We start from the raw sequence: 23,060 nt of genomic DNA on the forward strand, positions 1-23,060 counted from the left end.
ATTCTCCGTCAGGCCTGCTCGACGCGCGGGAAGAGCGGCGCGAGCCCGTTGACGCTCGTCCCCGGCTTCAGCGCACCCCATGCCCCCGCTTCGCGGATCGGCTGGTCCTGCACGCCGCCCAGCGTCTCGGCCGCACCCAGCGCGATCCACAGCTTCTCGGTCGACTGCGGCATCACCGGCGACAGCAGCACGGCGAGCGCGCGCAGCCCCTCGGCGCACGTGTACAGCACGGTTCCGAGGCGCTCGCGCTGCGACTCGTCGCCGGCGGCGGCCTGCTTGGCCAGCGCCCACGGCTCGTTCGCGGTGATGTAGCCGTTGAGAGCGTCGACGACCGTCCAGATCGCCCGGATCGCCTCGTCGATGCGGAACTGCTCGATCGCGGCATCCGCGTCCGTCGTCGCGCGCGCGACGAGACGCTGGATCACCAGGTCGCCCTCGAGATAGTCCGCGGGCGGCGGTACGACGCCCTCGAAGTACTTCTCGATCATCGCGGTCGTGCGCGACGCGAGATTCCCGAAGCCGTTGGCGAGCTCTGCCTGGTAGCGGGCCGCGAGGTCCTCCCACGAGAAGGAGCCGTCCTGGCCAAACGCGATCGCCGAGAGGAAGTAGAACCGGTACGCGTCAGATCCGAACACGTCGGTGATCTCCGTCGGGGCGATGCCGGTGAGCTTCGACTTCGACATCTTCTCGCCGCCGACGAGCAGCCAGCCGTGCGCGAACACGCCCTTCGGCACGTCGAGCCCTGCCGCCATCAGCATGGCCGGCCAGATGACGGCGTGGAAGCGCAGGATGTCTTTGCCGACCACGTGATACGCCGGCCAGCGGCGGTCGAACGTCTCGGGGTCGTCGCCGTAGCCGACGGCGGTGGCGTAGTTGAGCAGGGCGTCGACCCACACGTAGATGACGTGCGAGCTGTCCCACGGCACCTCGATGCCCCAGTCGAACGCCGACCGCGAGATCGACAGATCCTTCAGACCCTGTCGCACGAACGAGACGACCTCGTTGCGCGCGGACTCCGGGCGGATGAAGTCGGGCTGCGTCCTGTACAGCTCGAGGAGGCGGTCCTGGAACTCGCTGAGCTTGAAGAAGTAGTTCTTCTCCTGCAGCAGCTCGAGCGGCTTCGAGTGGATCGCGCACACCTTGAGCCCCTCGAAGGGGCCGGTGCCGTCGAGGATCTCGGACTCCGGCTTGAACTCCTCGCAGCCCACGCAGTACAGCGCCTCGTACTCGCCAGCGTAGATATAGCCGCGGTCGTAGATCGCCTGGACGAACTTCTTCACCCGCTCCTCATGGCGCTCCTGCGTCGTGCGGATGAAGTCGTCGTTCGCCACGTCGAGGGTCTCGAGCAGCGGGAACCACGCCTCGGTGACGAGCTTGTCGACCCACTCCTGCGGGGTGACGCCGTTGGCAGCGGCCGCGCGGAGCATCTTCTGACCGTGCTCGTCGGTGCCCGTCAGCATCCAGGTGTCGTCGCCGCCCTGACGGTGCCAGCGCGCGAGCGCGTCGACCGCCACCGAGGTGTACCCGTGGCCGATGTGAGGCACGTCGGACGGGTAGTAGATGGGCGTCGTGATGTAGAAGGATTCGCCTGCGGGCATGGAGCAATTCTAGGTGCGATGCCGGGGGCGGTTACGCCGGGCCGACCCGCCTCAGCCGACGGTCACCTCGACGCGGTGCCAGCCCTGGGCACCGTCGGGAGCCGGGGCTGCGGGCTCGGAGGTCTGCGTCTCGCCGTCGGCACTCACCGCACGGCACTCGATCGTGTGCGCGCCGGCCTCCGCCGTCCACGGGAGACTCCACTGCACCCACGTGTCAGCCGAGATCGCGCTCGCGAGCTCCGCGGTCTGCCACGAGCCGCCGTCGACGCGCACCTCGACGCCGTCGACCCCCACGTGCTGCTGCCAGGCCATGCCGGCGATCACGGCGTCGCCCGGCTCGATCCGCTGCCCGCGACGCGGCACGTCGATGCGCGACTGCAGCTTGACGGGACCGTGATCCGACCAGCCGCGCGTCGTCCAGTACGCGGTCACCCGGTCGAATCGCGTCACCTCGAGATTCGTCACCCACTTCGTCGCCGACACATATCCGTACAATCCGGGCACGACCATGCGCACCGGGAACCCGTGCTCGAGCGGCAGCGGGTCTCCGTTCATGCCGACGGCGAGCAGCGCGTCGCGGTCGTCGGTGAGCGCCTCGATCGGCGTGGACGCCGTGAAGCCGTCGGACGAGGTGGACAGCACCATGTCGGCATCCGAATCCACACCCGCGCGAGCCAGAAGATCGCGGATGGGATGGCCGAGCCAGCGCGCGTTGCCGATGAGGTCCCCACCCACCGAGTTCGACACGCACGCGAGCGTCACGTGCGACTCCTGCATCGGGAGGGAGAGCAGCTCGTCCCAGCCGATCTCGACCTCGCGCTCCACCATGCCGTGGATGCGCAGTCGCCAATCCGCCGGATCGATGCGCGGAACGACGAGCGCGGTGTCGATGCGGTAGAACTCGGCGTTCGGGGTGACCACAGGGGCGAGGCCCTGGATGCCGAGATCGGCGCCGGCGGCGACAGGGGCGGCGGGGCTGGCGGGCTGCGGAAGCCGGAGCGCGGAGCGCACTGCCTCGATCGACCGCGTCGCCCCGCGCGCGACATTGGCGACGATGAGCGCCGCGACACCCGTGGCGGCGACACCGGCGGTCCACAGCAGGAAGCGGCGGCGCTCCTCGGGTTCGGTGCGCACATAAGGCGCCGGCTGCACCGTGCGCATGAGCAGACGCAGAGCGATCACGGCGACGACCCCCGCGACGAGTCCGGGGAGCCACGCGAACGGGCCGGCGCCTGGGCGGATCATCGCGACGACGAGGGCCAGCGCCCCGAGCGCTCCGAGAAGCACGGAGCCCAGCCCCGCACGGCGCGCCTCGAGGATGCCGGCGAGCGCGGCGACCGCGGCGAGGACGATGGCGATGCCGGTGATCAGAGCGGCCTTGTCGCCGGTGCCGAACAGCGCGATCGCGGCATCCTTCGCCCAGCTGGGCGCCAGGTCGATCAGGCCGCCGCCGATCACGGCGACAGGGCTCGCCGCCGGCTCGACGACCGCCGCGACGAGCTCGCCGACGCCGACCGCGACGACCGCCGCGCCCACGCCGGCCGCCGCTGATCGGAGTCGGCCGCCTCGGCGGGCGGTCATGGCATGGCTCATGGACCGAGCGTAACCCCGGGACAGCCGTCCGAGGGCCGTGCAGCCCCCGGACGACGAGCGGTCAGAGCGCGTTGCGCCGCGCGACCTCGCCGAGCCACGCCAGCGACGGCTTCGGCGAACGGGCGAACGTCTCGCGATCGAAGCCGATCAGGCCGAACGTCGGGGCGAAGCCGCTCGCCCATTCGTAATTGTCGAGCGCGCTCCAGTGCTGGTAGGCCCGCACGTCGATGCCGTCCGAGATCGCACGGTGCAGCCCTTCCAGGGCGCCCTGCGTATAGGCGACACGGCGGGTGTCGTCGGCCGTGGCGATGCCGTTCTCGGTCACCAGGACCGGTACGCCACCGCTGCGCTCCCACGCACTGCGCACACCGAGCTCCAGCGCCTCCGGGAAGAACTCCCATCCGGTGAGGGTGGTCTCGACGTCCTCGGCGACGGGCCGCGGCCCCTCCGGCCCGATGAACGTGCGGGTGTACGCCTGCACGCCGACGAAGTCGTCGCCGGCGGACTGCTCCAGGTACCAATGGTCGCGGGGGTCGCCGTACTTGGCGAGCATCTCGTCGGCGCCGGGTTCCCCCGTGGAGTGGAACGCCTGCGTGGCGATCGTCCACCCCGCCTGGATGCCGGACTGCGAGTGCAGGATCTCCGACGCCCGGTGGTGCGCGTCGAGCAGCGTGTCGGCGACAGCGAGGTCGGGGTTCGGCAGGCCGTAGGCGACGAGGTTCGCGGCATCCTCTCCCCCGGCGAGCATGGCGGCGATGTTCGGCTCGTTGATCGTGCACACGTAGGTGACGTCATCGAGGATCGGGAGCACCGTCTCGACGTACCGGCCGAACAGGTCCACGGCGTCGGACGCCCGCCAGAAGCCGTCCCTCTGGAACCATTGCGGCACCGTGAAGTGCATGAGCGTCACCGTCGGGTCGAGCCCGTTGTCGCGGGCGGTGTCGATCATCCGCCGGTAGTGGTCGAGCATCGCCCGCGACACGAAGCCGCGTTCGGGCTCGATCCGCGCCCACTCCACCGAGAACCGGTAGGAGTTGAGTCCGGCCTCGGCGAGCAGACGCATGTCCTCCGGGTATCGGTGGAAGTGATCGGCGGCGTCGCCCGAGGGCTCCACCATCGGTGACCCGGGGGCATGCTCCATGGCCCACCAGTTGCTGGTCGTGTTGTTCCCCTCCACCTGATGGGCTGCGGTGGCAGCGCCCCAGAGAAAGCCGTCAGGGAATGCGAGCACGAGTGCTCCTTTCTATCTCGAGATACGTGATGGATTCGGCACGGCATCGAGCAGCTGGACCGTGTACGGATCCTCCGGATGCTGCAGCACCTCGGCCGTCTCGCCGCGCTCGACGACGCGACCGCCGTTGAGCACGAGGATGTTCTCGGTCACGAGCCGCGCGCTCAGCAGATCGTGCGTGATGTAGAGCATGCTGATGCCCCACCGTTCGCGCAGGTCTTCGAGCAGCGCCAGCACCCCGGCGCGCAGCGACACGTCGAGCATCGACACCGGCTCGTCGGCGATGAGCACTTGCGGGTCGCTGGCGAGCGCCCGCGCGATGACCACGCGCTGACGCTGTCCGCCGGAGAGCTGATGCGGCAGCTTCGCCGCGAACTGCTCAACGGGTGTGAGTCCGACCGTCTCGAGCAGCTCCAGCACACGGGCGCGTGCCTCGGCTCCGCGGAGCGCCGTGTAGTTGCGCACCGGTCGACTGAGCGTGTACTCGACCGTGTGCAGCGGGTTGAGCGCCGCGTACGGATCCTGGAACACCATCTGCACGTCCTTACGGAGGTCTCGCAGACCCCTCCGTCGCAGCGAGGCGACGTCCACGTCGCCGAAGCGCACCGATCCGTCCGAGGGCTTCTCGACTCCGGTGATGAGCTTCGCGATCGTCGACTTGCCCGAGCCGGACGCGCCGACGAGTGCGAGCGCCTCCCCCGGCTCCAGGCGGAACGACACGTCGTCCACCGCGGTGACCGGCTTCTCACCTCGCCGGCGGGCCGGGTAGACCTTCGACACGCCCTCCAGCACGATCGCCGCGTCCGCCCGACGGGTGTCGCGCTGCGAGACGGTCGGCACCGTCTCGGTGACGTCGGTCCGCGCGCGCCCTTCGCGGCGGCGGGTGCCCAGGTCGACGAAGCCGGGGATCGTGATCTTCTCGGCGCGGGGGTCGGCGTAGTGGCTGAGCAGCATCCGCGTGTACTCGTCCTGCGGTCTGTGCAGGATGTCGAGGCTCGGTGCGTCCTCGACGATCCTCCCCTCGTGCATCACCATGACGCGATCAGTCGCCTCGAGCACGATGCCGAGGTCATGGCTGATGAGGATCGCCGTGAAACCCTCCGTGCGCTGCAGGTCTTTGATCGTGTCCATCACCGCGTGCTGCACGAGGACATCGAGCGCAGTGGTCGGCTCGTCGAACACCATGAGCTGCGGCTCCAGCGACAGTGCGAGCGCGATCGAGGCACGCTGCCGCATACCGCCCGACAGCTCGCCCGGATAGCTGGCCAGCACGCTCGGGTCGAGCCCGACCTTGCCGACGAGCTCCTGTGCCCTGGCCTCGCGGTCGTCGCTGGGGACGTGGCCGTGCGCGGCGAAGATGTCGCGGAAGTGGTCGCCGACCTTGCGCACCGGGTTGAGGGCGTTCATGCCCGACTGCAGCACCATGGCGAACCCGCCCTGGCGCTGACGGCGGAGCTCCTCGGCATCGAGCTCGCGGATGTCGCGCCCGCCGAAGAGGATGCGCCCGGCGCTGATGCGCGCCGGCGGCTTCTGCAGCCGGGTGAGTGCGAAGCCGAGGGTCGACTTGCCCGACCCCGACTCCCCCACGAGGCCCACGAACTCGCCTCGGCGCAGCGTGAACGACACGTCCTCGACAGCGGGCACGGGGGTGGCACCCGGCGAGGCGTACTCGACGGAGAGGGATTCGACCTGCAGCAGGACGTCGTTCTCGGTCATGGCGCTCATCGGCCCTTCCCTTCGCGCAGGCGCGGATTCGAGATGCCGTCCACGCCGAAGTTGATGAGTGTGAGGCTCAGCGCCAGCAGCGCGATGCAGAGACCGGGGGCGAACAGCAGCAGCCACTGCCCGGTGAGCAGGGAGTTGGAGTTCTGCGCCCAATAGAGCATCGTGCCCCAGCTGACGATGCTGGAGTCGCCGAGCCCGAGGAACTCGAGGCCGGCCTCGGCGAGGATCGCCGCGGTCGCTGCGCCGAACAGGGTGCCGGCGATGATCGAGGTCATGTTCGGCAGGATCTCCCGGAACACGATGCGCGCCGGACTGTCGCCCGAGAACTGCGCCGAGGCGACGAAGTCGTTGCCCCGGAGCGACTGCGTCTGACTGCGCAGCACTCGTGCTCCCCACGCCCACCCGGTGATCACGATCACCGCGATGATCATGAGGATGCCGCCGTTCTGCAGGTACGCCGCGATGACGATCATGAGCGGCAGGCCGGGGATGACGAGGAAGAGGTTGACGATGAAGCCGATGACCTCTCCCGCGAAGCCGCGGATGTAGCCCCAGCTGAGTCCGATCAGCACGGCGACGACGGTGGAGAGGATGCCGGCCGCGAGCCCGACCAGCAGACTGATCTGGGAGCCGTAGATCAGCTGGCTCAGGACGTCTTCCCCGGCCGCCGTCGTGCCCAGCCAATGCGCGGCCGAGGCGTCCGCGTTGCGCTCGAAGCCGTTGTCCTTCGCGCCGTACGGCGCCAGCAGCGGTGCGAACACCGCGACCAGCACGAACAGGCCGAGGATGATGAGGCCGAGCCGCGCCTTGCCGTTGGACCAGAGCGTGCCGACCATCCGGCCGAAGGCGCGCCAGGGGCTCGGCGCGGCGATCCGGTCGGTCGGCACCTTGACGGTGATGGTCTTTTCCGAAGCGTTCATCGGCGAGTCCTCGGGTCGAGAGCCCCGTAGAGGATGTCCACGAGGAAGTTGGCGATGAGCACGCTCACGGTGATCATCAGGAAGAGCGCCTGCATGAGCGGGTAGTCCTGCCCGATCACGGCGTTGAAGAGCAGATACCCGATGCCGGGGTACTGGAAGACCTGCTCCACGAGGATCGACCCGCCGACCACGCCTCCGAGCGTGAGGCCGAAGCCGGTGAGGTTCGGCAGGATCGCGTTGCGGGCGGCGTAGCGGAGGGCGATCGTGCGGCCACGCAGACCGTTCGCCTCGGCGAAGGTCACGTAGTCCTCGCCGAGCGTGTTGATCATCGCGTTGCGCATGCCGATGATCCAGCCGCCGAGCGACGTCAGCAGGATCGTCAGGGCAGGCAGGATCGCGTGCCGCACCAGGTCGGCGACGAAGTCGCCCGTGAACCCCGGGGCGGTGGTCGCGGCGTAGGCCCCCGTCGTGGGGAACCAGTGCAGCACGTAGCCGAGGAAGAACAGCAGCAGCAGCGCCGTCCAGAAGTACGGGAACGTGCTGAGGAACGAGCCGGTCAGCGTCGGCATCGTGTCGAGCCACGTGCCGCGGCGCCACGCGGCGGTGACGCCTATCAGCGTGCCGATCACGAACGCGAGGATCGTGACGATGCCGACGAGGCCGATCGTGTACGGCAGCGCCGTCGAGACCATGCTCGACACGCTCTGCGGGTAGAACGTGTACGAGACGCCGAAGTCGAGCCGGACGACCTGACCGAGGTAGGCCACGTACTGGTCCCACAGCGATCCGGTCGGCACGCCGAGCTGCGCCTCGATGGCGCGCCTGGTCGCATCGGACACCGGGCCGTTCTGCGAGAGCTTCGCGATCGCGGCATCCGCCGGCGACCCGGGCATCATGCGCGGGAGGAAGAAGTTCAGGGTGACCGCGGCCCACAGCGTGAGCACGAACAGGCCGAGCTTCTGGAGGACGTACTTCACTTGTCGTCTCCCTTCACGCGCTCGAGCTTCGTGAAGATCAGCAGCGGTGCCGAGTCGTAGTTCTGCGGGATCATGTACGGGTCGTCGGCGCTGGGCCATCCGGTGAACTTCTCGTCGTTGAAGAGACCCCAGATGCCGCCGTAGTACATGCCGATCACGGGAACCTCGTCGTAGACGATCCCCTGCAGTTCGTGCACGATCTCGGTCTGACGCGCGGGGTCGATCGTCTCGCGGTACTCGGCCAGCAGCGCATCGGCCTCGTCGGAGCGATAGCGCTCGAAGTTGTTGGCCGTCGCCTCGCCGGACGGCACGTAGAACTCGCTCGACAGCAGGTTGTTGTACGCCTGGTAGGGGTCGCCGCCGCCCATGCCACCGATCGCCATCTCGAAGTCGCCGTTGCTGATGGCACTCTGGTAGCCGGCCGGCTGCGGGAGCTTGAGGGTGACCTTCACCCCCACGTCCGCGAGCTGACGCTGCACGGTCTGCGCCGCGCGCGTCCAGTCGGAATAGCCGTTCGCGGTGGTGAGCGCGAACTCCAGCTGCTCGCCGTCCGGACCCACGAGGCGGTCGCCGTCGAGCGTGTAGCCCGACTCGGCGAAGGCCGCGAGCGCGGCATCCCTGTCCTGCGTGATCATGCCGCCGTCGGGGATCGACGGGTCGAGGTACTCCTCCTGGTTGGGCAGGATCAGGCCGGTCTGCCCGGCCGGCTGCATGTACCCCTCGGATGCCGTCTCGGCGATCTCGTCACGGTTCAGCGCGAGCGCGATGCCGCGGCGCACATTGACGTCGTCGAACGGGGCGACCTCGAGGTTCGGGAGCAGCGCGATCACGCCACCCGGCGGGAACCACCAGGTGTTGTGCTCGCTCGCGGCACCCCACGTCCCCTCGACGTCGGAGATGAACGAGTATGACCAGTCGTACCCGCGCGTGACGGTGTCGAGCTGGGTGTTCGTGGCCGGCAGGATGATGTGCTCGATCTCGATGTCGTCGGCCTGCCAGTAGTCGGGGTTCCTGTCCATCGAATACTGCTGGTCGTTGTAGTTGCCGAGCACGAACGGACCGGTGCCGACCGGGTTCTCGTTGCGGAATGTGCCGGGGTCCTTCACGTCGGCCCAGAGGTGCTCGGGGACGATCATCGTGAGACCGAGGATCGAGAGCGAGGGGGCGTCGTCGCCCTGCAGGTGCATGATCACGTCGTCGCCGGAGGTCTCGACGGACTCGAGGTGCTGCCACGCGCCCTTGATGTCGAGCGAGGGGTTGTCCTTCAGCAGCTGGAACGTGAAGACGACGTCGTCGGGCGTGAGCTGCTCGCCGTCGCTCCACTCGACGTCGTCGCGGATCGTCATCACGACGGTGCGTGCGTCGGGCTGCGACCAGGACTCGGCCAGCCACGGGTTGAGCGTGTTGTCGAGCGGGTTCACGAGGATCAACGGCTCGTAGATCCACCGCGACGCGGTGCGCGTGTTGGTCAGGTACGGGTTGAAGTTCCGCGTGAAGAACGGATTGCCCTTGTCGGCGTTGATCAGCATCGTGTCGTCGCCGATCGAGGGATCGGGCTGAGAACTGATCTGGATGCTGCAGCCGCTGAGCACCACGGCTGCTGCCGCGAGCCCCACGATCGCTGCTCTGCGCCAGCGTCGGAGCATGTGCGTCGTCGCCACACTGCCACCTCATGTCGTCTGTGTCATGAAGGGTCCCGCGGGTCGGGACGCCCTGCGGACGGAGCCGCATAAGCGATTGTAAGCGCATACATTTTCTGGATGCAACCCCTTGACGCTGCGCGCGCCGGAGGTCGAGAGTAGCGGTATGCGTCTCAGCCGCGTGGCGTGCGCAGCCCGGAGACCATGCTGCGAAGCGCACGCAGTGCGGCGTCCCGTTCTCGGTCGGTGAGGCCCGCCAGCATCCTCAGCTCGACCGAGCGCACCGCCGCACTCGCCGCCTCGAGGCTCGTCCGCCCGCGCGCGGTGAGCTGCGCCGGCAGCGCCTTGCCCACCGCGGCCTCGCGCGGTCGAGTGACGAACCCGTCGCGCTCGAGAGCCTGCAGCAGCACGTTCATCGACTGCCGCGTCACGAAGGTCCCGCGCGCGAGCTCGGAGTTCGTCAGACCGGGCCGCTGCGCAAGCAGTTCGAGGCAGGAGTAGTGCGTGATGGTCATGCCGAGCGGACGCAGCACGTCTTCCATCGCCACTCGGAGAGCGCTCGAGGCCTCCTTCAGGAGATAGCCGAGGGAGGTGTCGAGATCGATGCCGTCTTGACGCATGTCAGTATTCTGACATAGGGTCAGACATGTCAGATAACTGACACACACGCCCTCTACGCGAAAGGCACATCATGCCTGCCACCGGCCCCGACTTCCTGTCCCTGCAGGTGCACGACCTGTCCGCGAGCCAGGCCTTCTACGAGCGCTACCTCGGCCTCGTCCGCTCCCCGGCCGGCCCTCCGCACGCCGTCGTCTTCGACACCACGCCGATCGTCTTCGCCCTGCGAGACATCGTCGAGGGCACCGACATCAACGCCGGCCCCCACCCAGGCATCGGCGCCGCAATCTGGCTGCACGCCACCGAGGTGCAGGAGATCCACGACGCCCTCGCGGCCGACGGACACACCATACTCGCGGCGCCCATCGACGGACCCTTCGGCCGCACCTTCACCTTCGCCGACCCCGACGGCTATCGGATCACCCTGCACGACCGCGCCTGAGATGGGCGCTCGGGGCGACGCCCGGCGTCACGCGCGAGGGTGCGAGCCTCAGGTGCGCGGGTGCGAGCTCTTGCGCAGCAGGATCCGCAGCGGCAGCCGCACCGTCACCGGGGCGGAGTCCGGGCGCTCGAGGCGACGGGCGAGCAGCTGCACCGCGGCACGACCGAGGTCGATCATGGGCTGCCGCACGGTCGTGAGCGCCGGGCGCGCGAGCGCTGCCGCCTCGATGCCGTCGAAGCCCGTGACGCGCACGTCGTCCGGCACGCGGAGCCCTGCCGAGCGGAACGCGTCGATGGCGCCGAGCGCCATCTGGTCGTTGGCGGCGATCAGCGCTGCAGGCGGGCCGGCGGTGACGAGTTCTTCGCCGGCGCGGCGCCCCGAAGCCCTGGTGAAATCCCCGCGCAGCACCGTCACGTCGTCCTCCGCGATCCCCGACTCCGCGATCGCGGCGGCGAAGCCCTGCCAGCGCTGTGCGCCGTCCGGCGAGTCCTCAGGTCCGGCGAGGAACGCCAGTCGTCCGGGGCCCGCCTCGGCGAGCACGAGACGGGTGAGCTCCGCCATCGCCTCGGCGTTGCTGACGGTCACGTGGTCGTAGTCGTCGCCCCGCGCCGGGCCCGACAGCACCACGACGGGAATCCGCTGCGCGAGTCGCGCCAGCACGTCGTCGGGCACGCTCTGCGCGAGCACCATGAGTCCGTCGACCCGCCCGGCGATGTCGCGCACGGTCTCGCGCGTCGGATCGTCGCGGCCCACGCCGATCATCAGCACGAAGCCCTGCTTCCACGCCTCGAGCTCCGCGCCGCGCAGCACCTCGTCGAGGAAGAGCATGGTGGGGGCCGGAACCGGCTCGGTCGGTTCCTCGGCCACTGCGAACGGCGGGCGGCTGCGGTCCCCCAGCACATCGAGCGGCGGTGCGTCCTCCGCCGCGTCGAACCCCGGGAAGTAGAGACCGAGCACCCCGGTCCGACGCTCGGCGAGGCCCCGAGCGGCGCCGCTGGGCACGTACCCGAGCGCGGTGACCGCGTCGAGCACACGCTCGCGGGTCGCCGGCCGCACGGCATCCGGTTGCCGGAGCACGCGCGAGACGGTCGCGATCGACACGGCAGCGCGCTCCGCGACGTCGTAGACGGTCGCCTTCCTGCTCACGCTCGCTCCATCCTGCTCGGGTGAGCACCAGGCTAACCCGCTCTGTCGACGTGACTTGCAGGCGACCCGCACGGAGATGTGCAGGAATACAGGACCGATGCCCGGGATTCAGCCTTCGGGAGTGCGCAAACCCTCTCCAGCCGTCCGGTCGCGCATCAGACTCGTCGGGCGATCAACGCCCCATGCGGGCGCGTGCTCATCTCGCCGGGCACCCGCTCGCGGCGTTCGGACGCGACGACCTCGAAGCCCGCGTCGACGAGCAGGATGCCGAGGGCCTCCGCCGACCAGAAGTACGCCGTCGTCACGGCGTGGGGGAACGGCTCCCCCGGTTCGCCGTCGAAGAAGCCGATGAGCAGCGAGCCGTCGCGTCGCAGGACGCGCGCGAACTCGCCGAACACCGCCGGCAGATCGGCGGGCGACGTGTGGATCAGCGAGTACCAGGCAAGGATTCCGCCGAGCGCAGCCTCCCCGACCGACAGCTCGTGGAAGGAGCCGGTCTCGAAGAGGATGCCGGGGTAGCTCCGCCGGGCGGAGGCGACGAACTCCCGGGAGAGGTCGACGCCCCGGACATCGCGCCCGCCCTCGGCGAGGAACGCGGTCCAGTGCCCCGGGCCGCATCCGGCGTCCAGCACCGGGCCGGCCGTGGCGTCGCGCCAGGAACGGATCGTTGCGACGTCCCGGGGGTCCATCTGGGAGAGCCGACCTCCGACCGCCTCGTACTCCGCGGCCCGCTCGTCGTATGCTGCGGCGATGACGTCGCGCTCGCGTCGCAGATTCGCATCGCCGTCGCACGTATCCCGCGGATCCGTGCGACGGCGACGCGATTCTGCGGCCGGACGATTCTCCGTCACGGGCGGCGGGCGGCGAGAGCGGACTGGTACAGATCACGCGACGACAGGCCGGTCGCGGCGGCGACCTCGGCGCAGGCGTCTTTGAGACGGATGCCGGAGGCCACGAGCTCCTGCACCTGCCCGAGCGCGTCGTCGGCCGAGACGGTGCGCCGCGGCGCGCCCTCGACCACCACGACGATCTCGCCCTTCACTCCCCCGGCCGCCCACTCCGCGAGTTCGGATGCCGTGCCGCGGCGCACCTCCTCGAAGAGCTTCGTGAGCTCCCGGCACACGGCGATGCGGCGATCGGCCCCGAAGGCCCCACCCATATCGGTCAGCGTCGACGCCAGTCGGGACGGCGACTCGAAGAACATCATCGTGCGCGGCTCCGCGGCGAGCGCCGTCAGCGTCGAGCGTCGCTCCCCCGGCTTGCGCGGCAGGAACCCCTCGAACGTGAACCGGTCGGTCGGCAGTCCGGAGATGGCCAGCGCCATGAGCACGGCGCTGGGTCCGGGGATCGCCGTGACCGTCACGCCCTGGGCCACGGCCTCGGCGACGAGCCCGTAGCCGGGGTCGCTGATCGCCGGCATCCCCGCATCGCTGACGACGACGACGTCGTGCTCCTGGGCGAGCACCGCGAGCTCGCCCGCCTTCTGCTTCTCGTTGTGATCGTGCAGGGCGATCAGTCGCGGACGGTTGGCGATGCCCAGCGCCTGCAGCAGCCGTCCGGTCGTGCGGGTGTCCTCCGCCACCACGACCTCGGCGTTCTCCAGCACCTCGACGAGGCGACGGGAGGCATCCCCGAGGTTTCCGATCGGCGTCGCGGCGAGGATGATCACCCGCCCAGCCTAGACGCGGCGGCAGGACCGGTTGTCTAGGCTGGAGCGGTGATCGAGCCCGTCCCCCTGCTGCCTCCCCCCGAGGAACGGCTGACGCGCTACGGGCGGCTGCGCGACCGCATCCTGCAGGACCCCGACTGGGGGCGGATGCTGCGCTGGTTCGCGCCGCTCGTGGTCACCGCACTCGCGGCCGTGCTGCGTCTGGTGAACCTCGGACACCCGCATCAGCTGGCCTTCGACGAGACCTACTACGTCAAGGACGCCTGGTCGCTGTGGACGCTCGGGTACGAGGGCACCTGGGGCGAGAACGCGAACGAGGCGTTCATCACGCTGCAGAAGCTGCCGCTGTCGGACGTCGGGTCGTTCGTCGTTCATCCGCCGCTCGGCAAGTGGCTGATCGCCCTCGGCATGGCGATCGGCGGCCCGGACAACACGGTCGGCTGGCGTCTCGCGACCGCGCTGCTCGGCACCGCGACCGTGCTGCTCGTCTACCTCGTCGCGCGCCGCCTGACCGGTTCGATCGTCGTCGGCACCGTCGCCGGCGGTCTGCTCGCGATCGACGGGCTCAGCATCGTGATGAGCCGCACGGCGCTGCTCGACGGCCCGCTCACCTTCTTCCTGCTGCTGGGGGCGCTGTTCATCCTGTACGACCGCGACCGCACCATCCCGGTGCTGGAGCGCGCAGATCCCGGCAGCCCCGGCCCGATGTGGGGACGCGTGCTGTGGCGTCGCCCCTGGCTCGTCGCCGCCGGTGTCGCACTGGGCGCCGCCTGCGCCGTCAAGTGGTCGGGGCTCTACGCGCTCGCGGCCTTCGGCCTGTACGTCGTCGTCACCGATGCGCTCGCCCGTCGCCGCGCCGGCATCGTGCTGTGGCCCACGGCCGCGGCGTTCACGCAGGGACCCGTCTCGTTCGTCCTGCTCGTCGTCCCCGCCGCCGCGACCTACCTCGCGAGCTGGACCGGCTGGCTCGTCACCGCCGGCGGCTACGCCAGGCAGAGCGACCCCAACCCGCTGCTCGCCCTGGCGAACTATCACAAGGCGATCCTCGACTTCCACGTCGGTCTGACCCGCGGGCACCCGTACGCGAGCCCCGCATGGGAATGGCCGTTCCTGCTGCGGCCGACCGCGGTCTGGGTCGCCGGCGAGCCGGGGCCGTGCGGTGTCGACCACTGCATCGCGGTGATCTCGACCATCCCGAACCCGCTGATCTGGTACGCGAGCATCGCCGCCGCGGTCTATCTGCTGTACCGCCTGGTGCGGGCCTGGGTCACGCGGCGTCCGGTCGGCGGCCCGGCGCTCACGTTCCCGCTGATCGGACTCGCCGCGACCTACGTCCCGTGGCTGATGTTCCCAGAGCGCACGATCTTCCAGTTCTACACGGTCGCGATGGCGCCGTTCCTCGTCATCGCGCTCGCCGTCGCGCTCCGGCAGATCGCCGGTCGCAGAGAGGATCCGTTGCCCCGACGCCGCTCCGGCGAGCTCACGGTGCTGATCTTCCTCGTCGTCGTCGTCCTCGTCTCGGCCTTCTACTACCCCGTGTGGACGGGCGTGAGCGTGCCGTACGACTTCTGGCGCCTGCACAACTGGCTGCCGGGCTGGATCTGACCTCAGCGCTCCGGCGTCAGCGCCGCCGGGTCGCCGGTCGGCAGTAGGCATACGAACGATCGGCAGTCGAACGCCTGCTCTGAGGCGCCGGCTTTGCCCTCGAAGAGCTCGAACCCCGCGTCCTCGAATGCACGAGCCTGCGCCGGATTCACGATCGCCACGACGTCGGCATCGACCCGGCGCGCGGCGGCGGCGAGGGAGCCCCCGGCGTCGTCGGTGACGACGACGATCTGTCGAGGGGCGTCGAGCAGGTCTGCGGCGACGCGCAGCAGGCTGCCGTGCGCGAACGGCTGGGCGATCGCCGCGGTGCCGTGCTCGTGTACGGCGCGCTCCGCGACCGCACGATAGCGATCGCCCGCTCCCAGCCTCCAGGCGGTCAGCGCGGCGTGGGCGAGGGCGGCGGACGCCGACGGGAGATCGCCGTCGGTCTGATCGGGTGCCGCAGCGATGCCGCGCGATGCGAGCAGCGGATCGCCCTCCAGTCCGGCGACGGCGAGATCGAGGAAGCCCTGCGCCTCCTCCGCCCAGCGCGCCTCGCCCGTGGCCACGGCGAGGGCGAAGAGACCGTCGGCGAGCAGCGCGACGTCCGCCGCGGTGGCCGCCGCCGGTGACGCCGATCCGTCGAGCGATGCGCGCACGAGCAGCCCCGAGGCGTCGCGGTTGACCCGGAGCACGAACGCCGCTGCCTCCGCGGCGGCCGCGACCCACCCCGGTTCGTGCAGCGCAGCCCCGGCCCGCGCGAGGGCCGCGATAGCGAGGCCGTTCCAGCCGGTGATGACCTTGCCGTCGACGGCCGGCGGCTCGAGCTCGACGCGCTCCGCCACGGGGCGCAGGTAGTACCCGCCCTCGACGCGCACGCCGTCGATCCACGACTCCGAGTCCTGCGCTGCACCGAACCCGCCGCCCTCTTCACGCAGCGACGCGAGCAGGAACGCGGCGACGCCGCCCGCCGTGCGCTCGTCGCCGGCGGCGAGGGCGATGTCGAGCAGCTGGGCGTTGTCGGTCAGCATCCGCTCGTAGTGGGGCACCGACCAGTCGCGCTGGGTCGCATAACGGAAGAACCCCCCGTCATCGTCGTGCAGGGCGGATGCCGCCATCGCGGAGAGCGCACGGTCGGCGGCCGCCGCGGCATTTGCAGCCTCTCGCTGAACGAAGGGCGCCTGCAGGAACGAGAGCGTCGTCGCGACCGGGAACTTCGGCGCGCCGCCGAACCCGCCGTGCACGGAGTCCTCGCGGGCCACGATCGCACGTGCCGCGGCCGTGATCGCCTGCGCGTCCGGCAGGTCGGACGGGGCGGATGCCGCGGCCTGCCGCAGCGCCTCCGTCACCGCATCCGCCGACTCCTCCGCCTGCGCGCGTCGCTCGGTCCATGCCTCGCGCACCGCGGCGAGCACGTCGCGGAAGGCAGGCATCGGGCCCCGCGACTCGGGCGGCCAGTAGGTGCCAGCGTAGAAGGTGCGACCGCGCGGCGTCGTGAAGACCGTCAGCGGCCAGCCCAGGTTCTGCGTGAAGGCCGAGGCGGCGGCCATGTAGGCCGCATCGACCTCGGGGTGCTCCTCGCGATCGACCTTCACGGCCACGAAACCCTCGTCGATCAGGGACGCGGTCGCAGGATCGGAGAACGACTCCCTCGCCATCACGTGACACCAGTGGCAGGTCGAGTAGCCGATCGAGATGAGCAGCGGCACGTCGCGCCGCTCGGCCTCGGCGAACGCCTCGTCGCCCCACGGATACCAGTCGACGGGGTTGTCGGCATGCGCGCGGAGGTAAGGGCTGAGCGTGTCGGCGAGCCGGTTCGTCATCCCCCCACGCTACGCGCTCGGCGGTGCCGGGGCGCGGTCCGGCGCCGCGCTCGACGTGCGCCCGCTCAGGAGACGAGCACGGTGTCGATCGGGCGGGACGCCGCGTAGCCGACCAGCGGCAGCGCGCGGTCGGTCGCGAGGTCGATGCGCGAGCGGAGAACGTCGGAGGCGATCGTGTAGCCGTCGAAGTCGGTGTCGCTGGCATAGACGCCGAGCGGCAGGGTGAGCGCCTGGAAGAACGCGAACAGCGGACGCAACTGGTGCTCGATGATGAGGGCGTGCCGCTCCCCGCCGCCGGTGGCGGCCAGCAGCACAGGCTTGCCGACGAGTTCGTACTGGCCGACGAAGTCGAAGAGGTGCTTGAAGAGACCGGTGAACGACGCGCGGTAGACGGGGCTGCCGACGATCAGCAAGTCGGACGCCTCGATCGCCTGCAGCTTCTCCTCGACGTCTGCGGGGAGCTGGTCGCGGCGCAGCGCACCCGCGAGCGACGGCCCGATCTCGGTGAGCTCGATGACTTCGACCTCGACCTCGGCGCGCTGGGCGACGGCCTCGGCGATCGCCCGCACGAGGGCCGTGGTCTTGCTCGGCTCGTGCAGCGAGCCGGACACGGCGACGACGCGATAGGGGGCTGTCATGCCGACGACGCTACTCACGACCGCCCGCGCTGTCGCGACCGGCGACACACAACGACATGAGCCGTGTTCAGGCGGAGGGCCGCGTCTGCGACCCAGCGGCCCCCGGCACAGAGGCCATCGCGTGAGCCGCGCGACCGACGAGGCGTTCGAGAGGTCCGCGCCCGACGACGATCGACCAGAGAGAGGTCACGAGCAGCAGCGCGACAGCGGTGCCCGCCCAGAAGAGGTTGTTCGTGAAGTAGCCGCCCGGTCCAACGATCAGAGCCACGGAGAGCACGTGAGCGCTGTATGCCGAGAGCGGCATGGACCCGAGAGCACCGAGGGGAAGCAGGATCCAGCGCAGCGGCCCGCTCATCAGGATGCACGAGGCGATCACGGCGATCGCGAAGCCGCCCGATCCGAGGATCTCGGCAGTGCCGCCCGAGTGCGCGTCGACTCCGAAGATCGCTGACAGCACCGCGCCCAGTGGGTCGGCATCGCGCAGAGCGTCGGGATACGAGGCCCAGCCGGAGGCCGAGCTCCTCGCCGACCCGTCTTCGGGCGCCCACGACGCGACGCCGGAGACGGCGCCCACGAGACCGAGCCCGTAGCCGACGATCATGAGGCCCACGCCGACGCCCAAGGCCACCGCCGCGGTATAGATCCGCTCGATCCCGAGGCGCCCGAGCGCCATCCCCGCGAACACGAAGGCGAGCCACACGGTGAGCGGGTACGACCCGTACAGCACCAGCCCGATCCCCGCGCCGAACGGGAACATCGTGAACACAGCGGTCAGCGCGAGCACTGCCGGTCCGACCAGCGCGAGCACACCCGCCGCGATCAGCAGTCGCAGCGGCTGCCAGCGCAGGAACGGGATCACGGCCACGTAGAGCAGCCCGTACAGGGTGAGGATGACCGCGATGGGCGTGTTGAGCAGCTCAAGCGCGAGCCCGATGAGGAAGATCACCGCGCCGCGGCCGACGAGCTGCAGACGGATGCCGGGAACACGGGCGGGGTCGGGCAGCTCACGGCGACCGGTCATGAGGGCGATCGACACCCCCGCGAGCACCGCGAAGAGGATCGACGACCGACCGTGCACGAGATCGAGCCACGTGGAGGGATCGAGCACGTCGAACGTCGAGGTCTCGCCGATGTGAGCGCCCGCCATGCCGAGGATCGCCAGGCCCCGCGCGACGTCCAGACCGAGGATGCGCGGAGCGCGCCCGAAGGTGCGGAACCAGTGCGTCACGGCGAGGGTGGTCGGCGCGGCGACGTCGGACGGAGGGGAGGTGGTCACGCATGAATCGTAAGACGCGCACCCGTGTCCGGGCCGTGCGCCGAGCGGGCGAGCGGGCGAGCGGGCCGCCATATCGTCATACGGCCATATCGTCATACGATGGAGGGCTATGTCCTCCCCCGTCATCTCCTACCCCGCCGAGCTGCCCGTCAGCGCCGCGCGGGCTGAGATCGCCGACGCCATCCGCGACCACCAGGTCGTGATCGTCGCCGGTGCCACAGGCTCGGGCAAGACGACGCAGCTGCCGAAGATCTGCCTGGAGCTCGGGCGCGAGCGCATCGCGCACACCCAGCCACGACGCCTCGCCGCGCGCACGATCGCCGAGCGCGTCGCCGAGGAGATGCAGGTCGAGCTCGGCGGTCTCGTCGGGTACAAGGTGCGCTTCACCGATCAGGTGTCCGATGAGACGCGCATCGCGCTCATGACCGACGGCATCCTGCTCAACGAGCTAGGCCGCGATCGGCTGCTGCGCCGGTACGACACCATCATCATCGACGAGGCGCACGAGCGGTCGCTCAACGTCGACTTCCTGCTGGGCTACCTGGCGCGGCTGCTGCCCGAGCGCCCCGACCTCAAGATCGTCATCACCTCGGCGACCATCGACCCCGAGAGCTTCGCGCGGCACTTCGCTGCGGCCGACGGCACGCCGGCCCCGATCATCGAGGTCTCCGGACGCACCTACCCGGTGGAGATCCGCTACCGTGCGCAGACCGACGACGAGGCAGACGACGACGCGCAGGAGGTCGACGAGGTGTCGGCGATCGTCGCCGCCCTGCGGGAGCTCGACCGCGAGGCGCCGGGCGACGTGCTCGTGTTCCTCCCCGGCGAGGCGGAGATCCGGGATGCCGCCGATGCGGTGCGCGGCGCCTACGCGCACGACCGCTCCCCCACCGAGGTCCTTCCGCTCTACGGGCGGCTCTCGGCGTCCGAGCAGCACCGGGTGTTCGAACGCAGCCGGGTGGCCGGGGTCAGGCGGCGCGTCGTTCTCGCCACGAACGTCGCCGAGACGAGCCTCACCGTCCCCGGCATCCGCTACGTGATCGACACGGGCACCGCGCGCATCTCCCGCTACAGCGCCCGCTCCAAGGTGCAGCGTCTGCCGATCGAGGCGATATCGCAGGCCTCGGCCAATCAGCGCTCCGGCCGTGCCGGCCGCACGAGCGACGGCATCGCGATCCGCCTCTACAGCGAGGAGGACTTCGCGCGCCGCCCCGAGTTCACCGAACCCGAGATCCTGCGCACGTCGCTCGCGTCGGTGATCCTGCAGATGCTGTCGCTCGGCTTCGGCGACATCACCGCGTTCCCCTTCCTCACCCCTCCGGACTCCCGCGGGGTGAAGGCGGCGTTCGACCTCCTCACCGAGCTGGGGGCCGTCGACATCGCGCGGGACGAGCCGCGGCTCACCCGCATCGGACGCGACATCGCCCGCATCCCGATCGACCCGCGCTTCGCACGCATGCTCATCGAGGCCGGGCGCGCGGCATCCGGCTCGGTCACCCGCGACGTCCTCGCGATCGTCGCCGGGATGTCGATCCAGGACGTCCGCGAGCGCCCGTCGCAGGATGCCCCGCAGAGCGTGCGCGACGAGGCCGACCGCATGCACGCCCGGTTCGCCGATCCGACGAGCGACTTCCTCTCGATCCTCAACCTGTGGAACCATCTCCGGGAGCAGCAACGCGAGCTGGGCTCGAGCGCCTTCCGGCGCCTCTGCCGGTCCGAGCACCTGAACTACGTCCGCGTGCGCGAGTGGTTCGACGTGCACCGCCAGCTCCGCACCCTGGTGCGGACGAAGGAGTCCCCGCCGACCACCGGCGACCCGGACGCGATCCACCGGGCCCTGCTCTCCGGCCTGCTGTCGCAGATCGGCATCCTCGACGAGCGCAGCACCGGCGGGCGCGGGCAGAGCAAGACCCCGCCGAAGGACGCTAGGCGCCGTCAGGCGGAGTATCGGGGAGCCCGCGGCATCCGCTTCTCGATCTTCCCCGGCTCGGCGCTGCGCAAGAAGAGCCCGCAGGCCGTGATGGCCGCCGAGATCGTCGAGACCTCGCGCACCTATGCCCGCACCGTCGCCGCGATCGATCCCGCCTGGGCCGAGGCCCTCGCCGGCCACCTGGCCAAGCGTCAGGTCACCGAGCCCCACTGGTCGAAGGACGCAGGGGCGGCCGTCGCGTACGAGAAGGTCACGCTGTTCGGGGTCGAGATCATCCCCCGCCGTCGTGTGCAGTTCGCCCGCGTCGACCGTGCCGCGTCGCGTGAGCTGTTCCTGCGCCACGCGCTCGTCGAAGGCGAGTGGGATCCGGGCCGCATCGACAAGCGGGTGAGCGCGTTCTGGCGCAGCAACGCCGAGCTGCGCAAACGCCTCGAGAAGCTGGAGGAGCGCGAACGCCGCCGCGACATCCTCGCGGGCGACGAGGCGGTCTTCCGGTTCTACGACGAGCGCATCCCGGCCGACGTGTTCGACGTCCGCTCGTTCGAGAAGTGGTGGCGCGAGGCTCTGACCTCCACGCCGAAGCTGCTCGTGATGCGCGAGGCCGACCTCGTCGACGATGACAGCCGGGCCGACCGCAGCGAGTTCCCCACGAGGTGGACCCAGGGCGATCAGGTGCTCGGCCTCGCCTACCGATTCGAGCCAGGGGCTCCTGACGACGGCGTGAGCGTGGTGATCCCGCTGCCGTTGCTCGCGCAGATCGAGGACCGCGGCTTCGACTGGCAGGTGCCGGGGCTTCGCGCAGAGCTCGTCACCGGACTCTTGCGCGCGCTGCCCAAGGCGATCCGCCGGCACGTCGTGCCCGCCGCGGACTGGGCGGAGAAGTTCGGGGCGGAGCTCGCGGGCGACGGGCCGGAGTCGCACGCCGGCCTCCCGCCGCGCGGACTCAAAGAGGCGCTGGCGAAGCTCATCCAGCCGCTCGCCAACCAGCTCGTGTCGGCCGCCGACTTCGAAGACGACAGGGTGCCATCGCACCTGCGCATGAACTTCCGGGCGGTCGACGAACGCGGACGGATCGTCGGATCCGACCGCGACCTGCGCGTGCTGCAGGAGCAGCTCTCCGACCGCGCGCGGAGCAGCGTCGCCCGCTCGATCGCCGCACCGCCGCGCAGGGCGGCCCCCGGTTCGGGCCCGCAGCCCGCCGGCCCCGCTCCCTCGTCGATCGAGCAGGACGGTCTCACCGCCTGGACGTTCGGCGACCTCCCCGAGGTGTTGGACACGCGGGTCGCCGGTGGCGTCGTGCGCGGGTATCCGGCGATCGTCGACCAGGGGAAGACCGTCGCGGTGCGCGTCGAGGCGACGGCCGAGGCCGCCACCTCCGCGACCAGGGCGGGCGTGCTGCGGCTCGTCCTGCTCGGCGTCCCGTCGCCCAGCTCGTACGTGCAGCAGCATCTGACCAGCGCGGAGAAGCTGGCCCTCGCGGCATCGCCGTACTCGTCCGCCGCCGCGCTCATCGAGGACTGCCGCGCCGCCGTCGTGCAGCGACTCATCGACGTGGCCACCGCGGCCGCGCAGGGCGTCGTCCGCACCGAAGGGGAGTTCACCCGCGTGCGAGACCTCGTGTCGGCATCCCTTGTCGACGAGCTCTTCGCGTGCGTGTCGCTCGTCGCGCGCATTCTCACGAAGGCCCGCGATGTCGAACGCGGCATCAAGTCGCAGAACTCGCTCGCACTGCTCGGACCGTTGAACGACATCCGCACGCAACTGTCGGGACTCCTGCACCCCGGATTCGTGTCGGCCACCGGCGTGGATCGCCTCGCGCACTACCCCCGTTACCTCGACGGCATGCTCGACCGGCTGAAGACGCTCGGCAGCGAACCGGGCAAGGACCGCACGCGCATGAGCGAATACGAGCGGATGGCGAACGCGTACGAGGACGCCGGGGGCACGATCCCCCTCGCGCCAGGCGCGCCCCTCTCTCTCGTCGAGACCCGGTGGCTGCTCGAGGAGTACCGCGTGAGCGTGTTCGCCCAGCGCCTCGGCACCGCACAGCCCGTCTCCCCCCAGCGCATCGCGAAGGCCCTCGCCGCCGGTCGGTGAACGAGCGAAGCCCCACGGGTCGTTGAGCGAGCGGAGCGAGACGAAACGCGAGGATGCCGACGTCGGCATCGCGCGAAGGGTCACCGCGTTTCGTCTCGTCGCTGCGCTCCTCGCTCAACGACCCGGGGATGAGCACAGGTCGTTGAGCGAGCG

At 70.3% G+C, this 23,060-nt stretch carries 17 protein-coding genes; 3 read left to right on the top strand and 14 right to left on the bottom strand.

Annotation, left to right across the window (positions count from 1 at the left end; all coding sequences use genetic code 11):
• Positions 1–8 precede the first annotated feature (8 nt).
• The 8 genes from metG to FSY98_RS02870 all read right to left on the bottom strand — a co-directional run bounded on the left by metG (position 9) and on the right by FSY98_RS02870 (position 10,304).
• A complete protein-coding gene (gene metG / locus FSY98_RS02835) occupies positions 9–1,598 on the bottom strand; it encodes a methionine--tRNA ligase (protein WP_144873793.1) in 1,590 nt (529 codons plus the stop codon).
• 51 nt (positions 1,599–1,649) lie between these two features.
• The gene (locus FSY98_RS02840; protein WP_144873795.1) at positions 1,650–3,191 is read right to left on the bottom strand and encodes a molybdopterin-dependent oxidoreductase; all 1,542 of its coding nucleotides are present in this window, start codon (positions 3,189–3,191) and stop codon (positions 1,650–1,652) included.
• Positions 3,192–3,252: 61 nt separating this feature from the next.
• Complete coding sequence (locus FSY98_RS02845) at positions 3,253–4,422, bottom strand: glycoside hydrolase family 1 protein (RefSeq protein WP_144873797.1); 1,170 nt, start codon at positions 4,420–4,422, stop codon at positions 3,253–3,255.
• Between the two features lie 12 nt (positions 4,423–4,434).
• Complete coding sequence (locus FSY98_RS02850; protein WP_144876577.1) at positions 4,435–6,138, bottom strand: ABC transporter ATP-binding protein; 1,704 nt, start codon at positions 6,136–6,138, stop codon at positions 4,435–4,437.
• A 5-nt stretch (positions 6,139–6,143) separates the two neighbouring features.
• Positions 6,144–7,067: an ABC transporter permease gene (locus FSY98_RS02855; RefSeq protein ID WP_144873799.1), complete on the bottom strand. Its 924-nt coding sequence runs from the start codon at positions 7,065–7,067 to the stop codon at positions 6,144–6,146.
• On the bottom strand, positions 7,064–8,044 hold the full coding sequence (locus tag FSY98_RS02860) for an ABC transporter permease (protein WP_144873801.1): 981 nt from the start codon (positions 8,042–8,044) through the stop codon (positions 7,064–7,066). The genes FSY98_RS02855 and FSY98_RS02860 overlap by 4 nt, the downstream gene beginning before the upstream one ends.
• Positions 8,041–9,705 carry an ABC transporter substrate-binding protein gene (locus tag FSY98_RS02865; protein WP_260857238.1) on the bottom strand — a complete coding sequence of 555 codons (1,665 nt, stop codon included), beginning with the start codon at positions 9,703–9,705 and terminating at the stop codon, positions 8,041–8,043. The genes FSY98_RS02860 and FSY98_RS02865 overlap by 4 nt, the downstream gene beginning before the upstream one ends.
• A gap of 152 nt (positions 9,706–9,857) precedes the next feature.
• Positions 9,858–10,304: a MarR family winged helix-turn-helix transcriptional regulator gene (locus tag FSY98_RS02870; RefSeq protein ID WP_144873803.1), complete on the bottom strand. Its 447-nt coding sequence runs from the start codon at positions 10,302–10,304 to the stop codon at positions 9,858–9,860.
• A 71-nt stretch (positions 10,305–10,375) separates the two neighbouring features.
• On the opposite strand from FSY98_RS02870, the gene FSY98_RS02875 reads away from it, so the two are divergent.
• Positions 10,376–10,744, top strand: a complete 369-nt coding sequence (locus tag FSY98_RS02875) for a VOC family protein (protein ID WP_144873805.1) — start codon at positions 10,376–10,378, stop codon at positions 10,742–10,744.
• Positions 10,745–10,792: 48 nt separating this feature from the next.
• Here FSY98_RS02875 and FSY98_RS02880 read toward each other — a convergent pair whose 3' ends face one another.
• From FSY98_RS02880 to rsmI, 3 genes are all read right to left on the bottom strand, one after another.
• On the bottom strand, positions 10,793–11,890 hold the full coding sequence (locus FSY98_RS02880; RefSeq protein ID WP_144873808.1) for a LacI family DNA-binding transcriptional regulator: 1,098 nt from the start codon (positions 11,888–11,890) through the stop codon (positions 10,793–10,795).
• Positions 11,891–12,045: 155 nt separating this feature from the next.
• Entirely contained in the window at positions 12,046–12,741 is a 696-nt protein-coding gene (locus tag FSY98_RS02885; protein WP_260857239.1) for a class I SAM-dependent methyltransferase, read from the bottom strand.
• Positions 12,738–13,559: a 16S rRNA (cytidine(1402)-2'-O)-methyltransferase gene (gene rsmI / locus FSY98_RS02890; protein WP_144873810.1), complete on the bottom strand. Its 822-nt coding sequence runs from the start codon at positions 13,557–13,559 to the stop codon at positions 12,738–12,740. Before rsmI ends, FSY98_RS02885 begins: the two co-directional genes overlap by 4 nt.
• A 48-nt stretch (positions 13,560–13,607) precedes the next feature.
• On the opposite strand from rsmI, the gene FSY98_RS02895 reads away from it, so the two are divergent.
• Positions 13,608–15,164 (top strand): dolichyl-phosphate-mannose--protein mannosyltransferase, encoded by a 1,557-nt coding sequence (locus FSY98_RS02895; protein ID WP_186307527.1) that lies wholly within the window; start codon positions 13,608–13,610, stop codon positions 15,162–15,164.
• Positions 15,165–15,166: 2 nt separating this feature from the next.
• Here FSY98_RS02895 and FSY98_RS02900 read toward each other — a convergent pair whose 3' ends face one another.
• The 3 genes from FSY98_RS02900 to FSY98_RS02910 form a co-directional block, all read right to left on the bottom strand.
• Positions 15,167–16,966, bottom strand: coding sequence for a thioredoxin domain-containing protein (locus tag FSY98_RS02900; protein WP_144873812.1), 1,800 nt, complete (start codon positions 16,964–16,966; stop codon positions 15,167–15,169).
• A 65-nt stretch (positions 16,967–17,031) separates the two neighbouring features.
• The gene (msuE, locus tag FSY98_RS02905) at positions 17,032–17,604 is read right to left on the bottom strand and encodes an FMN reductase (protein ID WP_144873815.1); all 573 of its coding nucleotides are present in this window, start codon (positions 17,602–17,604) and stop codon (positions 17,032–17,034) included.
• A gap of 67 nt (positions 17,605–17,671) precedes the next feature.
• A complete protein-coding gene (locus FSY98_RS02910; protein WP_260857240.1) occupies positions 17,672–18,880 on the bottom strand; it encodes a DUF1624 domain-containing protein in 1,209 nt (402 codons plus the stop codon).
• Between the two features lie 109 nt (positions 18,881–18,989).
• On the opposite strand from FSY98_RS02910, the gene hrpA reads away from it, so the two are divergent.
• On the top strand, positions 18,990–22,907 hold the full coding sequence (gene hrpA / locus FSY98_RS02915) for an ATP-dependent RNA helicase HrpA (protein WP_144873819.1): 3,918 nt from the start codon (positions 18,990–18,992) through the stop codon (positions 22,905–22,907).
• The last annotated feature ends 153 nt before the right edge of the window (positions 22,908–23,060 follow it).

This window comes from Microbacterium sp. 1.5R (genome assembly GCF_007667425.1).
In the GTDB taxonomy this organism is placed as follows: Bacteria; Actinomycetota; Actinomycetes; order Actinomycetales; family Microbacteriaceae; genus Microbacterium.